Origin of the sequence: Rhodococcus sp. BP22 (assembly GCF_014281965.1) — a bacterium.
Lineage (GTDB): Bacteria > Actinomycetota > Actinomycetes > Mycobacteriales > Mycobacteriaceae > Rhodococcoides.
The window spans coordinates 283,955-299,562 of sequence record NZ_JACFTB010000002.1 but is presented as its reverse complement, the minus strand read 5'-3'; the positions used below and the strand labels follow the sequence as shown (position 1 = coordinate 299,562).

The 15,608-nt window shown below is 64.6% G+C and carries 2 protein-coding genes; both read right to left on the bottom strand.

Going from position 1 to position 15,608, the window contains the following annotated elements; genetic code table 11:
* Positions 1-19 precede the first annotated feature (19 nt).
* Positions 20-1,015 (bottom strand): alpha/beta hydrolase family protein, encoded by a 996-nt coding sequence (locus H2510_RS05880; protein ID WP_186627398.1) that lies wholly within the window; start codon positions 1,013-1,015, stop codon positions 20-22.
* Positions 1,012-15,603 carry a non-ribosomal peptide synthetase gene (locus tag H2510_RS05875; RefSeq protein ID WP_186627397.1) on the bottom strand — a complete coding sequence of 4,864 codons (14,592 nt, stop codon included), beginning with the start codon at positions 15,601-15,603 and terminating at the stop codon, positions 1,012-1,014. The genes H2510_RS05880 and H2510_RS05875 overlap by 4 nt, the downstream gene beginning before the upstream one ends.
* Positions 15,604-15,608: the final 5 nt, after the last annotated feature.

Sequence of the window (15,608 nt, the reverse complement as noted above, 5' to 3'; positions counted from 1 at the left end):
CGCCGAGCGCCTACCTCCGTTAGCCGGTCAGCGCGCGCTCCAACGTCGGCCACGATGCGCGCAACGCGTCCTGCCAGTACATCCACGAATGTGTGCCGTTGGAACCGAGATCGAACTGTGCGGGGATACCCAGTTCGTCGAGTCGTCGCTCGAGTCGCTCGGAGCATCCGTTGGTCACTGCTTCGATGACACCACCGATGACGACCTGGTCGGGCAGTGGAGGCGCGCCGACGGGTCGGACCACTCCTGGCATGTCGTACCGTCCGGGCAGACCGGTGGAATTGGAGACGAACAGTTCCAGTCCACGTAGCTTCTCGGCGTTGACGTAGGGGTCGTGCTCGACCCAGCGTGGATCACTGTCCGGTCCCCACATGTTGTCGACATCGCCCTTGCCGCGAGCTTCCACCACCAGGCGAATGAAGTTGCGTCCCAACGGGTCCGAAGTTTGCGCACAACCGCTGTACGACGCCACTCCGCGGTAGAGGCCTGGCGCCTGGATCGCCAGGTCGAGGACCGAACCGGCGGACATGGACAACCCGCCGATCGCGTTGACGCCGTTGGCGTTCAGTGCATCATCGAGGACGGGCGGTAGTTCCTGGGTGAGGAAGGTCTGCCACTTGTTGCGGCCGAGTGCTGGGTCGTCGCGTTCCCAGTCGGTGTAGTAGCTCAGGTACCCGCCGACGGGAATGACGACGTTGACGTTCTTGTCGGCGAAGAAGGCGGCCATGTCGGTCTGCTTGAGCCAATTCGCGCCGTCTTCACCGCCGCCTGCGCCGTTGAGCATGTACAGCGTCGGACGCGGTACCGACGTGTCTGCGGGCCGGAGAACTTGGAGTTGGATGACGCGGTCCATGGACGGCGAGTAGACGTAGACATCCCAGCGGGTGTCGTCCACCTGCTCGATCCGGTCGAGCGTTCCCACAGCCGCAGTGGCGGGTTCGGCGACCGCCACGGTCGTCGGAGCGAGGAGAAGTACCGCAGTGATCGCCAGGATCAGCCGTCGCACAGTTTTCATCGCTGCACCCCGCGTCGGATGTAGTGATCGATCAGCGATCCGATGGATTTCAGTGCAGCCTCCGATGTCATCTGCCAGTGGGTGTTCGGTATCGACACTGTGGTGATTTCGCCTCGAATGTAGGGGTGCCATGTTGCGAGTCCTTGCCGTTCTTCGTGGCCGGCAGCGACGTACAGCACGTCGCCGTCGTACACGCCGGGCTGGTGCCGGGTGGAGATGTCGTGGTTGTGGCGTGCGGAGCCGAGAAGTCGTTCGACCTCGTCGCGGCTGAGTACGCCGGAGCCCGAGACGAGATCCGGCAACGAGTCCAGCGATATTTGCTGATCGTCGATGCCGGGCAGGGCAACTCCTACTGCGTGCATCAGATCCGATGCGGCCATGTCGGTGTCCCAGACATCCTCGGGCGCAACGGCGTGAGCGTCCAACAAGATGAGCGAATGAACTTCCTTGCCGGAAGCCCGTAGGCCGACGGCAATCGCGTGTGCGATCGTGCCGCCGAGCGACCAGCCGAGCAGGTGGTACGGGCCGTCGGGTGCGATCCGTTCGATCTCCTCGATGTACCGCTGTGCCAGATCGTCGAGGGAACCGGGAAGGTCGGTGAGCCCGGGTGTCTGAATTCCGTAGATGGGTCCGTCCGTGTACTTGTCCAAACCGGCGTAACACCAGGACAATCCGATGATCGGGTGAATGCAGAACAGCACTGCCTTGGGCCCACCTTCGCGAATCGGGAACACTACGTCGAAGGAGCTACCGACGTCGGCGCCCGAATCCAGGAGTGATGCAAGAGATTCGGGAACCGGGTCGGCCAAGAGCGACTGGAGTGAGAGCGTGGTACCCGTCGACTCGCGTAGGACGGTGAGCATACGCATTGCGCTGAGCGAGGTTCCTCCCAGTTCGAAGAAGTTGTCGGTGACCGACACATTGTCCACTTTCAGAACCTCCGAGAACGATCGAACGACAGTAGCTTCTGTGGCGGTTGCCGGGGGCCGGTATGCGCTGCGGAGGCCGGAGAAGTCCGGTTCCGGCAACGCGTCGACATCGAGTTTCCCGGTGGGAGTCCTCGGGATGGTGGTCAGAACCATGATGGCGGCGGGAATCATGTAGCCGGGCAGTAGTGCCCGTACGTGGCTGCGCAGGACATCGTGACCGGCGAGCCCGTCCTGGGTGACGAGAACGTACGAGACGAGCGCGGTATCCCCCGATGGACCTGGACGGCCGAGCGTGACGGCGAAGTCGACACCGGGATGTGTCGACAGCGCTGCATCGATTTCACCGAGTTCGACGCGGAAGCCGCGCACTTTCACCTGGTGATCGAGCCGACCGCTGTAGCGGAGTGTGCCGGCGGCCGTCCACCGAACGATGTCGCCGGTTCGATACATCCGGCCGTGCCCGAATGGATGTGCGACAAATCGTTCGCTGCTCAGACCAGGTCGGCCGTGGTAGCCGCGGGCGAGTGCGGGGCCGGCGACGTAGAGCTCACCGGGCACGCCGACCGGTACGGGGTGCAGGCGGTTGTCGAGGACGATTGCTTCGAACCCGGTGATCGGTGCGCCTATGTCGATCGGTACTCCGTTCTCGACTGGGCCGAGCGTGGAGATGTCCGTAGCTTCCGTGGGTCCGTAGCCGTTGAGCATGAGCCGCCCAGGTGCCCACCGGGACACCAGTTCCGGGCTGCATGCTTCCCCACCGACGCAGACGACTTCGAGGTCTGTCAGGTTCTCGGGATCGAGGGTCGACAATGCCGAAGGCGTCATCAAGGCGTGCGTGACGCGCTCCGCTCGCAGGAAGTCCGTCAGTTCGTCGCCGCCGAGGATCTCCGGCGGTGAGATGACGAGCGTGGCTGCGGAGGACAGAGCCGACACCATCTCGCCGACGGCCATGTCGAAGCTCGGTGAAGTGTTGTGCAAGAAGCGCGAGGAGGACTGCACCCGGTGGAGCTCGCGCCGCGATGACGCCAGATTGGCGAGACCGCGATGGCTCACCACCACTCCCTTGGGCATGCCGGTGGATCCCGAGGTGTAGATCATGTATGCAGCCGTGTCGAGGTCGACATAACCGTTCGATTCGGTGGAGCCTATCGGAGTCTTCGGTGCACTTTCCTGTTCGGCGACATGCTCTTCCGAGTCGAGTTCGAGCCAGCTGATTTCGGTCGGCAGTGCCGACACATGCTCGGCGAGGGTGATTCCCATGACGGCACCGGAATCGGTGACCATGTGCTCGAGGCGGTCGGCCGGGTACGCGGGATCGACGGGAACGTACGCGGCACCGGTCTTGGTGACCGCCCACACCGCGAGGACAGATTCTATCGAACGTGGAAGACCAAGTGCCACCACTGTTTCCGGACCGACACCGTAGCCGAGAAGCACGCGAGCAAGCTGTGTCGATGCGGCGTCGGCGTCGGCATAGGTGTAATCACGGCCTCGCCAGCGCACGGCCACGCCGTCGGGATTCTGCGATACCGCCGACGCGATCAGCTCCGAGAAGGTATATGGCGCCGGTGCATCGGCGCCGAGTACCGGTGCCAGCGCACTGCGTTCGGCGGCGTCGAGGATGTCGATGTCGCCGACGGGACGCGACGGCTCGGCAACAGCGGCGTCGAGGATCATCTCGAACCTTCGGACGAATCCGGCGACGGTATCGGCGTCGAACAGGTCGGTGCTGTAGCGCAGAGCGCCACGAAGTCCGTGGTCGGTCTCGGTCAGTGTCAGCGCCAGATCGAAACGTGTGACCCCGGGTTCGTAGGGGAACTCCGAAACGGTCAGACCCGGTAGCTCGATGGTGCTCGGGCGCTCGTGCTCATATGCCAGAAGCGCCTGGAACAGCGGCGAGTGCGAAGTCGACCTGGTGGGACGCAACGCTTCGACGACTTTCTCGAACGGAATGTCGGCGTTGGCGAATGCGTCGAGGTTGCGCTCTCGGAACTCGGCGAGCAGCTCCGCGAAGCTTGCCGAGGGCCGTACCTCGTTGCGTAGCACGAGAGTCCCGACGAACATGCCGACGACGTCGTCGAGCACACCGGCCCCGCGGCCGGACACCGTCGTCCCGACGGCGATGTCGCTGGTACCCGACAACCGTGCGAGCAGTATCGCGTATGCCGCGTTCATGACCATGAAGGTCGACGCACCGTGACGGTGGGCGAGGGACCGTGCGGCGGCGAACGTGCGATCGTCGAGTTCGAAGGTGACTTGGTCGCCGCGTTGCGATGCGACCGCAGGTCTGCGACGGTCGGATGGGAGATCGAGCAGATCCGGCAGACCGTCCAATGTTGTTCGCCAATAGTCGAGTTGGCGGGAGGCCACCGAATCCGGATCCTCGGTGGACCCCAGGACGCGGTGCTGCCACAGTGCGTAGTCGGCGTATTGCGCGGGCAGCGGACCCCAGGGCGCAGGCGCTCCGTGTAGTCGTGCCGTGTAGGCGGTGAGGATGTCGCGAGTCAGTGGAATCATCGAGATCCCGTCGGCCGCAATGTGATGCACTACGAGCAGGAGTACGTACTCGCCGGCCTGTGTGCGCAGAAGCGATCCACGTAGCGGCACCCCAGCCGTGACGTCGAAGCCCCGCCCCAGAACCTTCGCGGTCTCGGCGAGCACGGCATGTTCGTCGATGTCGACGGGCGTCAGGTCCAACCCGACCTCATCGGCATCGAGGATCACCTGCTCGGGCTCGTAGCCGCCCGGGTACGTCGTGCGCAGGGATTCGTGCCGGTCGAGCACGTCCTGCACGGCAAGCGCGAGCGCCGCCGCATCGAGCGTGCCGGTCAACCTGACGGCCAACGCGATGTTGTATGCGGCGGAGTCGGGATCGGCCCGGTTGAGCAGCCACATCCTGGCCTGCGCCGCAGACAACGGAATGCGCGGCGGTCGCGGGCCTGCCGTCAGCATTGGAAGCTGCGAACGATCGGCGGTATCGAGAGCGACGGCAATGCCTGCGACGGTGGGGGAATCGAACAGAGACCGCACCGGCAGTGAGGTTCCGGCACGTTCGTTGATGCGCCCGACCACGCGCGTGGCGACGAGCGAATTACCGCCGAGGTCGAAGAAGTCCTCGTCGGCCCCCACTCGGTCGAGATCGAAGACGGTGGCGAACACCTCGGCAACGAGTATTTCGCTGTCGGTTCTCGGTGCGAGGAATTCTCGCTCTACTTTCACCGGTGCGGGTAGCGCCGACCGATCGAGCTTGCCCGCCGCTGTTACCGGGACCGATTCGATGATCGTCACCGATCGAGGAACCATGTGCGACGGCAGAGTGCGACGGGCATGTTCGAGAAGGTCGGCCGGAATCGGTGAACGGTCTACTGCCGGAACGACATAGCTGACGACGGCATCGGAATCGATATCGGAGACGGCGTTGTCGACGTCGGGATGCTGGGTGAGCACTGCGTCGATCTCGCCCAGTTCGATGCGGAAGCCGCGAACCTTGACCTGTGCGTCGGCGCGGCCGAGGAACTCGAACGAACCACCGAGACTGCGGACTCGGTCACCGGTGCGGTAGAGGCGGGTGCCGCGTCGCGAGAAGGGATCGGCCACGAAGCTGGCCGCTGTCGTACCGACCTTGCCGTGGTAGCCACGAGCGAGGGAGTCGCCGCCGATGTAGAGCTCGCCGATCACCCCGCTGGGTACCGGATGGAGTCGAGAATCGAGAACGTACGCGCTGACTCCACGTATCGGTCCGCCGATTCCGAAACGTAGCTCTGGGTCCAGTGGCCCGTCGATGGTCGCGGCGATGGTGGCCTCGGTTGGGCCGTACGCATTGAACATCGCGACCCGGCCTGCCCAAGTCCTAACCAGCTCGGTCCCACTGGCTTCTCCCCCGACGACGACGGTGCTCAGCTCGGGTAAGGCGTCGGGATCCACCGTGGCGAGTGCGGCCGGAGTCACGAAGGCGTGGGTGACTCCGCGTAGGGCCCGAGTCAGTTCGGCGCCGCCGTAGATGTCGGGTTCGGCGATGACCATAGTGCAACCGGTGCCGAGAGGGAGCAGCATTTCCAGTATCGAGGCGTCGAAACTGGCCGACGCGAAATGGAATGTGCGACTGCCGTTGTCCAGCCGCAATCGTTCACACAATTCGGCGCTGAAGTTGGCGAGGCCGTTGTGGGTGACCGCCACACCCTTCGGTGTACCCGTCGAACCGGAGGTGTAGATGATGTACGCACGGTGCTCCGGGCGCAGCGTGAGAATCCGGTCGGCGTCGGTGATCGGCGCCGCCGATCCAACCGAGTGGTCCAGCTCGCTGGGGCGAACCCAGTGCACGGATCCGACTCCGGGCTCACCGATGCCCAGTTGTGCACCGGAATCGGCCAGCATGTGTTCGATTCTGCCTGCCGGATAGCGCGGATCGATCGGGACGAACGCGGCGCCTGTCTTGGCCACCGCCCACAGCATCAGAACGGCAGTCGCACTGCGTCCCAGCATGATTGCAACCGAAGTCTCAGGACCTGCGCCGCGTGCGATCAGTTGTCGAGCGATGCGGGTGGATGCGTCGTCGAGTTCAGGGTAGGTCCAGACGATATCGCCGTCCTCGAGTGCCGCGGCGCCGGTCGAGTTGACTACAGCCGATGCCAGTAGCTGCGGCAAAGTGCGTCGGCGTAGTGCGGGGCTGCCCTGCAGCACTGTGGGATCGGCAAGATCGATGTCGCCGATCACTGCGTCGGGATCGGCGGTGGCAGTGGCGAGAATATTCACGAAGTGCCGGGCGAAGGAGACGACCGTCGCGGCGTCGAACAGATCTGTTGCGTAGGTGAATGTTCCGTGGAAATCGCTGGGATCGATTTCGAGTTGCAGATCGAACTTCGCGACGGGCGCGACACCGGTGACCGGAGCGACGACGAGCCCGGGCAGTTCTACCGTCGGCGCAGCGTCGTCCACGGACAGCATGACCTGGAACAGGGGGTGATGGGCGGTCGACCGGGTGGGAGCCAGGATCTCGACAAGTCGATCGAACGGGACGTCGGCATTGCTGTAGGCAGCGAGGTCGCGGTCACGAACCCGGTGCAGCAGCTCGGTGAAGCTCGCCGCGAGATCGATCTCGGTCCGCAGGGTAAGGGTGCCCACGAACATGCCGACCATCTCGTCGAGCGCCTCTTCACCGCGACCTGCGACGGGCGTGCCTATGGTGATGTCGCGTTCTCCGGACACTCTCGCCAACAGCACGGTCAGCGCTGCATGCAGAACCATGAACGGCGTCGTCCCTGTGCGTTGCGCGAGCGCCGTGACGGCGCGGCTGGTGTCGTCGGTGACAGTGAATTCGGCGGTAGCACCGCGGTGCGACGCGGCGGCGGGGTGGGGGCGGTCCGTCGGCAGCGGCAGTCGTTCGGGGACGCCGCGGAGCTCGTTCTTCCAGAAGGCGAGTTGCTGGGAGATCATCGAGTCCGGATCGGACTCCGATCCCAGTACCTCGATCTTCCACAATGCGTAATCGGCGTACTGGATCGGTAGCGGCGTCCACATCGGTGCGGTCCCGTGAGTCCGGGAGGTATAGGCCGCCATGACATCCCGAGCCAGTGGACGCATCGACCAGCCGTCCGCGGCGATGTGATGGGTAATTACCATCAGCACGTGTTCGGTAGGGCTGAGCCGGAGCACAGCGGCCCGGATCGGTGGTTGCGCGGTGACGTCGAAGCCGCGCATCGCCATGCTCGCCAGCGCCCCGGCGAGATCGCGCTCGGTGGTGTCGGTCGTCGGCACCTCCAGTGCGGCCGACTCCAGCACGACCTGGCGTGGGCCGTCCGGGGAGTCGGGGTAGACGGTCCGCAGCGCTTCGTGCCGCTCGACGACGTCGAACACTGCCTGCCGAAGCGCGTTGGTGTCGAGGTCTCCGGTCAGGCGAATGGCGCCCGCGATGTTGTACGCCCCTGAACCCGGGTCGAAGCGGTTCAGCAACCACATGCGGTGCTGGTTGGGTGCGAGCGGAATCGACTCGGGGCGCACTGTGGTGCCGAGGGCGGGACCGCGGTGCCCGTCTGCCAGTTGCGCCGACAGTGACCGGACGGTGGGGTGATCGAAGAGGGCTCGCACGCCGATGTTGCTGCCGAGCTCGGAGTTGACCCGCGCGACGACCTGGGTGGCCGTCAGCGAATTCCCGCCGAGTTCGAACCAACCGATAGTCACACCGACGTCGGATCGACCGAGTACATCGGCGAAGATTGCGGCCACGGCTGCTTCGGTGTCGTCGGCCGGGGAGATCACCTCGGACGACTCACCGACCGGCTCCGGCAACGCCGACCGATCGAGTTTGCCGTTGCGGCCGAGGGGCATGCGCGTCAGCCGCACGTAGACGGTCGGAACCATATAGGCCGGTAGTTCGGCTTCTGCTCCGCTGCGGATCTCCTCGATCGACGCCGTTCCGCATACGTAGGCGACGAGTGTCTCGGCGGGAGTGGAGCCTGCGGAATGACTCACGTGGGCGGCGCCGGATCCGTGGACGGTGACGACGGTCGACGCGACGCCGGGTGTGCGCAGGATAGAAGCTTCGATGTCACCGAGTTCGAGGCGCTGTCCGCGGAGCTTGACCTGAAAGTCGTTGCGGCCCAGATATTCCAGTTCACCGTCGAGGGTCCATCGAACGAGGTCGCCGGTTCGGTAGAGTCGAGTGCCGCTACCGAACGGGTCGGGCACGAATCGTTCCGAGGTCAGCGCGGCCCGCCGGAGATAGCCGCGTGCAAGTTGTGCACCGGCGAGGTACAACTCGCCGACTGCGCCGATGGGGACGAGACGTAGAACCGGATCGAGAACTCGCAGCTGGGTGTTCCACACCGGGACGCCGATCGGAACCAGCGAGTCGGCACCGGGTTCGGTCTCGTGGAACGTGACGTCGACAGCGGCCTCGGTAGGTCCGTAGAGATTGTGCAGCGAGGTATCCAGCGCGGCATGGAACCGTCGAACCGTTGATCGCTGCAGTGCTTCACCGCTCGCGAAGACGTGCCGCAACGACGTGCAGGCTGCGGTGTCACCGTACTCGAGGAACAGATCGAGCATCGACGGAACGAAGTGGGCGGCGGTGATGCCCTGCTCCTGGACGAGGCCCGAGAGGTACTTGGGATCGCGGTGGCCTTCGGGCTCGGCGATGACGGTTCGGGCGCCCGTGAGATGGGGCCAGAACAGTTCCCACACCGAGACGTCGAACGTCGTCGGCGTCTTGTGCAGTACGACGTCGGATTCGTCCAACGGATAGGTGTCCTGCATCCAGAGCAGACGGTTGACGATCGAGGCATGCGATACCGCAACGCCTTTCGGCATACCGGTGGACCCCGAGGTGAAGATGACGTATGCCGCGTTCTCCCCGCGGGGGGCAGCCTTTCGTTCCCGCGGAGCGATGGGCCCGGTACCGAACCGTGACAGGTCGAGAGTGCGGGGGTCGATGACCGGTGCAGTCGCTTCGATGTGGGAACCCAATATCAGAGTGGGAGAACAGGTATCGATCATGTAGGCGATGCGTGTGCTGGGAAGGGTCGGGTCCAGTGGTAAGTACGCAGCACCTGCGTGCACGACGGCGTGGATGGCGACGAGTTGATCGATGGATCGCGGCAGCGCGACGGCGACGACCGACTCCGGACCGACACCGCGGGAGAATAGGAAACGCGTCAGGCAGTGAACCCTTGCGGCGAAACTGCCGTAGGTCAACGAATACTCTTCGAACACCACGCAGGTCTCGGACGCGTACGTGCGGGATGCCGCGCTCAGAAGTTCCGTGAGCGTCGTTGGTTCGATCTCGCGGTCGGTGGCATTCCAGTCCAGGGTCAGCGCTTCGCGTTCGAGCTCCCCCAACACGTCGATATCGATGAGGGCGCCATCGGGACGGTCGGTCATCGCCGTCAGTACACGCTGCAAACGCTCGGTTATCGTCGTGACCTGCCCGGGCGAGAACGCGTCGGGTGAGAACCTCAACATCATGGTCAGATCCGGTTCCAATACCGTGACGAGCGTCAACGGATAGTGCGTTGCATCCTCGACCGCGACGTCGAGCACTCGCATCCCGTCGATATCGGTATCGGACCGCAAGGCACTGCGATCGATCGGGTAGGACTCGAAGACCGTCAACGTATCGAACATCGCCCCGGGGCCTGCCGCTCCCTGAATATCGGCAAGTCCGACGTGATGGACGTCGAGCAGTTCGACCTGCTCACTTTGCAGCCGAGCCATCACCGTCCGAACAGAATCGGTAGCGCTCGATCGCACCCGCACGGGCAGCGTGTTGATGAACAGTCCGAGAGTGTCCGTCGCGCCGGGTACCTCGGCGGGCCTGCCCGACACCGTCGCGCCGAACACGACGTCGTTGCGAGTGAGCAAGGAAGACAACACGATCGACCATGCGACCTGGACGACGGTATTGACCGTCACCGCTGCATCCTTCGCCAGCGCCGCGATGGCGTCGCGGTGGACGCGAACGGACACCTCGCGCGGCAACACCGACGTGCCGTCCGCGGAGCTGGTTGCGGGCGCGAGGAGAGTCGGTTCGTCGAGCCCCTCCAGCGCGGTGACCCAACGCTCGCGGGCAGCATCGTGGTCGCGTCGGGAGAGCCATTCGAGATAGTTGCGGTACGCCCTGGCAGGGGTCGGGATCGGGGCGTCGGTGCCGTACAGGACCAGCAGATCCTTGATGAAGATCGGCATCGACCAGCCGTCGAACAGGATGTGGTGGTTGGTGACGACCAGTTGTGTGCGGCCGGTGCTGTGCAGCAACGCAAACCGGACCAGTGGGGCCGCTGCCATGTCGAATCTTCGCAGTCGTTCCTCGGCGATGATTCGCTCCGGATCGGCGACGGTCTCCTCACGCCACGGCACGTCGACATCAGCGAGGATCACCTGCACCGGCAAACCGCGTGCGTCGTGAACGAACGCAGAGCGAAGGTTGTCGTGGCGATCGAGCAGGCGCTGCGCTGCGCGACGTAACCGCGGGCCGTCGATGTCCCCGTCGAGCTCGAACACGATCTGCGCGGCGTAGACGTCCACACTGTCACGGGTCAGATCGGCATGGAACATCAGTCCGCGTTGCAACGGCGCCAGTGGCCATATGTCATCGATTCGACCGAAGCTGTCCTCCCACAGGTCGATTCGATGCTGATCGACCTGGACCAATGCCGCGTCGGCGGGAGTCAGACCGCCGGCCGACGGGTCGTTGGCGTGCGCGGACAGTTCACCGATCGCAACGGCCCACAGCGATGCGAACTCACGGACCTCGGCGTCGGTCAGCACCCCGTCCGGGTAGCCGATTCGAGTTGAAAGCCGTTTCCCCGCAAGAACGACGTTGATGTCGATCACCACGTCGGTTGCAAGATCGGCACCACTTCCGCCATGCACCTCGGCCGTCGTATCGGGAATCCATCCGACGCCGAGGAGGGTGTCGGGAGTGTCCGCTACCCGTCCGAGGTAGTTGAAGCTGATCTGCGGGGTGGGAAGGCCGTCCAGAGCCCCGGCTGCGCGCAGCAACCCGTACCCGGTGCCGCGGGCGGGGATCGAACGGAGCTGTTCCTTGACCGCCTTCACCACCGCAGACGGATCGGCCGCGTCGGGCACCGAGAGCCTGACGGGGTGCACGGTGGTGAACCACCCGATTGTCCGTGTCAGATCGGCGCCGGGAAGCAGTTCTTCGTCGCGGCCGTGACTCTCGATCGACACCAACTGTGACGTTCCGCGCCAACGGTGAAGAGCCAGCGCCAATGCCGTCAGAAGGGCGTCTTCTGGGCCCATCCGGTACGCAGCGGTGAGCGGGCCCAACACGGCGGCGGTGACGTCGGCGTCGATGTCGAGCTGGACGGTTCGTGTGCTTGCGCCGGTGTCGCGCTTCGGATCGAGCGGTCGGGACCCGATCGGGGTGCTTTCACCGTCGAGGATCGAAATCCATTTTTCACGTTCGTCCGTGAAGTCGAGTTCGGCGAGACCATGCGTCCATCGCCGCATCGAGGTTCCAGTTGGTGCGAGCGTGATCGCGTCGCCGCTCTGTAACCATGCCGACGCCAGGTCCGGCACGAGAATGCGCCAGGACACGCCGTCGATCACCAGGTGGTGAGCGACGATGACGAGCCGGGCCCAGCCGTCGCCGACTACGGAGACCAGTTGGAGCATGACACCGTCGCGTGGACGGAGTCGGCGGCCCGCGCGCTGGGCGACCGACTGGATCGCCGAACCGAATTCGGTGTCGGCACCGACTGTTTCGTACGAGATCACCGATTCCGGGGAAATGGTTCCGGGCTCGGCGACGACCAAGTTCTCCCCCACCCAGCGTGCCCGCAGCATGTCGTGCTGATCGAGGACGGCAGCGACGGTACGGCGGAGCCTTGTCGGGTCGAGGTCGGGCGGCGAGGTCAGGACCAGTGCCTGGTAGAAGCTGTCGAGGTCCGCAGGTTCGGCGGCGCGGGCGCACACGCTGCGTGCGATCGGAAGCAGCGGCATCGGGCCGACGCCACCGCCGTCGAGCTCCGCGAGTTCGACTCGATCGGCCGTATTCGCCGCAACCTCGGCGAGGGCGGCGACGGTACGGTGCTCGAAAACATCGCGCGGGGTAAAGATCACACCGGATTCTTTTGCCCGAGAGACGAGTTGAATGGCGACGATGCTGTCGCCACCGAGTGCGAAGAACGAATCGTCGACGCCGACGCAGTCGAGACCGAGGACGGCAGCCATCGAGTCGGCGATAGCCAGTTCGACGAGGCCGGTTGCCGGGCGGAAGGAAGTAGTGGTCCCGGTGTCGATGGGATCGGGCAGTGCCGAGCGGTCCACCTTGCCAGTGGCCGTGAGTGGCACCGCCTCGAGTTCGATCAGGTGTACCGGAATCATTTGTGTCGGAAGGAAATCCGAAGCCAGAGCAAGTAAGGACTCGCGATCGAAAGTGTGATCCGGCTTGATCTTGACATAGGAGACGAGTTGGGACTGACCGCCGTGACGGAAGATGGTCGAGACGGCGAAGTCGGTCGAGGCATGCCACGCCAGTACTGCGTCCACTTCGCCCAACTCGATACGCAGCCCGTGCAATTGAACTTGGAAGTCGCTGCGGCCCACGAACTCGAGTTCGGCCCGAGCGACGTCGGCGCCACGCCACCGTACTAGGTCACCGGTCCGGTACAGCCGGGTTCCGGACCCGAACGGATCGGCAACGAATCGCACAGCCGTCAGATCGAAGCGGCGGTGGTAACCGCGAGCCAGGCCAGGCCCGCCGGCGTACAACTCACCCGTAGTTCCGGACGGAACGGGGCGTAACCAGCGGTCGAGTACGACTGCCGATGCGCCTTGGAGTGGACGGCCGATGGTGATGGAGTGCGGGTCGTGCTGCGGCTCGGTCATCGTGATGACGATGGTGGACTCGGTGGGGCCGTAACTGTTTCGAAGATCGGCAACACCGGCCAGGCGCTCGACCAGATCCGGTGGACAGACGTCGCCACCGACGACGACGGACTCGAGCGAGGCGACCTCTTCGACGGCAACGGTCGACAGGAGGGCGGGAGCGGTGATGACATGAGTGACGGAGTGCTCGGACATCAATTGTGTCAGCTCACGCCCGCCGTACACCTCGGGCGGTGCGATGACCATGGTCGCACCGGCGCTGAATGCAGCGATCATTTCGAAGATCGACGCGTCGAAGCTGGAGGAGGAGAAGCGCAGAACTCTGGAGGCAGTAGTCAGCCCGAGCTCGGGGCGCTCCGCGGTGGTGAATGCGCTCAGTCCGCGATGGGTGACCAGGACGCCCTTCGGCGTACCTGTCGAGCCCGAGGTGTAGATCGTGTAGGCGGCGTGATCGAGATCGAGAGTGCACCGGCGATCGGCGTCGGTGATCGGAGCCGAGCTACGTTCGGCGAGTTCTTCGGTCAGCGCCTTCTCGTCGAGGGCCAACCAGTGGACGCTGTCGGGGAGTGACGCGGCCAGTGCACGGGTGGTGAGACCGATCAGCACCCCGGACTCACCGACCACGTGGACGATGCGTTCTCGCGGATACGTCGGATCGATCGGGACGAAAGATGCGCCCGACTTGGCGACCGCCCAGAATGCGAGAACCGAGTTGATCGACCGTGGGAACGACACCGCGACGACGGTGTCAGGCCCGGCGCCCCGAGCGATGAGACCACGCGCGAGAGCGTTGCTGGAGAGGTCCAGTTCGCGGTAGGTGAGCGTCTCCACCCCGGTGATCAGCGCAATACCGTCGTGATTGCGGGCCGTACCCGCGGTGAGGATGTCCGGGAGGGAGGCAGGCGCCGCGGCGACGGGTCCGCGTGCAGGCACGAGCGCTCGTACTTCTTCGACATCGAGGATGTCGAAGCCGATAATCGGGGCCGACGGTTCGCTGCCGAGGAACTGTGCCAGGAGCCCGAGGAAACGACGGTGAAGGTCGTGAAAAGCCTCTTCGCTGTAGAGGTTCGGGTTCGCCTCGAAGTCGATGCGAGATCTTCCGCCCCCGACGGACGGGTAGAGGTTGACCGACAGATCCTCGACCGGTCCGGTGGACAGCACGTTGAACAACCCGGTCACAGAACCCAGCTGCACTTTTTCGTCGTACGCCATGATGTTGATCGCGGGTCCGAAGAAACCGCGTTGCTCGCGCGGCATATCGGCGTCGCGGCGGATGTCTTCGGCGCGGTATCGCTGGTGACGCAGTGCGCCCGTCAGCTCGAGTTGAACGTCCGCGACCAGACCTGCGACGGTGGTGTCGCTGCCGATGCGAACACGGATCGGCAGCACGTTGGAGACCATGCCGCCCGAGCGGCGGAGCAACGCAGTGGTGCGGCCCGCAACCGGCAGGCTCAACACGATGTCCTCGGCCCCGGTGAGCGCGGAGAGGAATGCCGCGACAGCAGCGACGGCTATCGGCGCGAAAGCAGAATCCAGCCGGTCCGCGGTACGTGCCAACGCCACCTCGAGCATCTCCGGCAGCGGGTCCCCGCAGATTCGCGACCGCGGCGACGGCGGAGCGGCCATCCCGGCTGGGCTGGCCGGCGCCGGCATATTGCGAGTCTTGTCCATCCAGTACTGCCGATCCTTGCCGAACCGCGGCGAAGCCCGGTACTCCGCTTCCGCCCCGTAGATGTCCACGAGGGCCCCTGCCTTCGACGGCGAAGGATCCTGGCCCGCGACGGCGGCAGAGTAGATCTCGGCGGCACGATTGATCAGCTGGACTGCCCCGAAGCCATCGAGTGCGATGTGGTGGCTGTGGGAATACCAGAAGATGCGGTCCGGGGAGATACGGATGATTGCGAGGCGGGTGAGTGGGCCACTGACGAGATCGATCGGTTCGCAGTACGCGGCCTGCATCCAGTCCAGTGCGGATTGTTCAGGATCGGCGGAGTCGCTGAAGTCGATCCGGACCGTGTCCTCGTCCTGTGCGGCGTCGACGTATTGGTGGGGCTCCCCGTCGATCTCGACCAGGCGAAGCGATCCCGCCCCGAGCTCGCGAACGGTGCGTCGAACTGCGTACAGCATCAACTCGATATCGACGGTTCCGCGAATATCGAGATAGTTCGCAATCGTAATCGGGACTTCGGGCATCAAGTGCTGCGCAAACCACAATCCTCTTTGCGCCGCGGTGAGCGGGAAAGGTGCGGCGTCAGCGGCGGATGCACGATCGATGTCGTCCGAACGTACTTCCAGTGATTCAACCGAATCCACAGTGT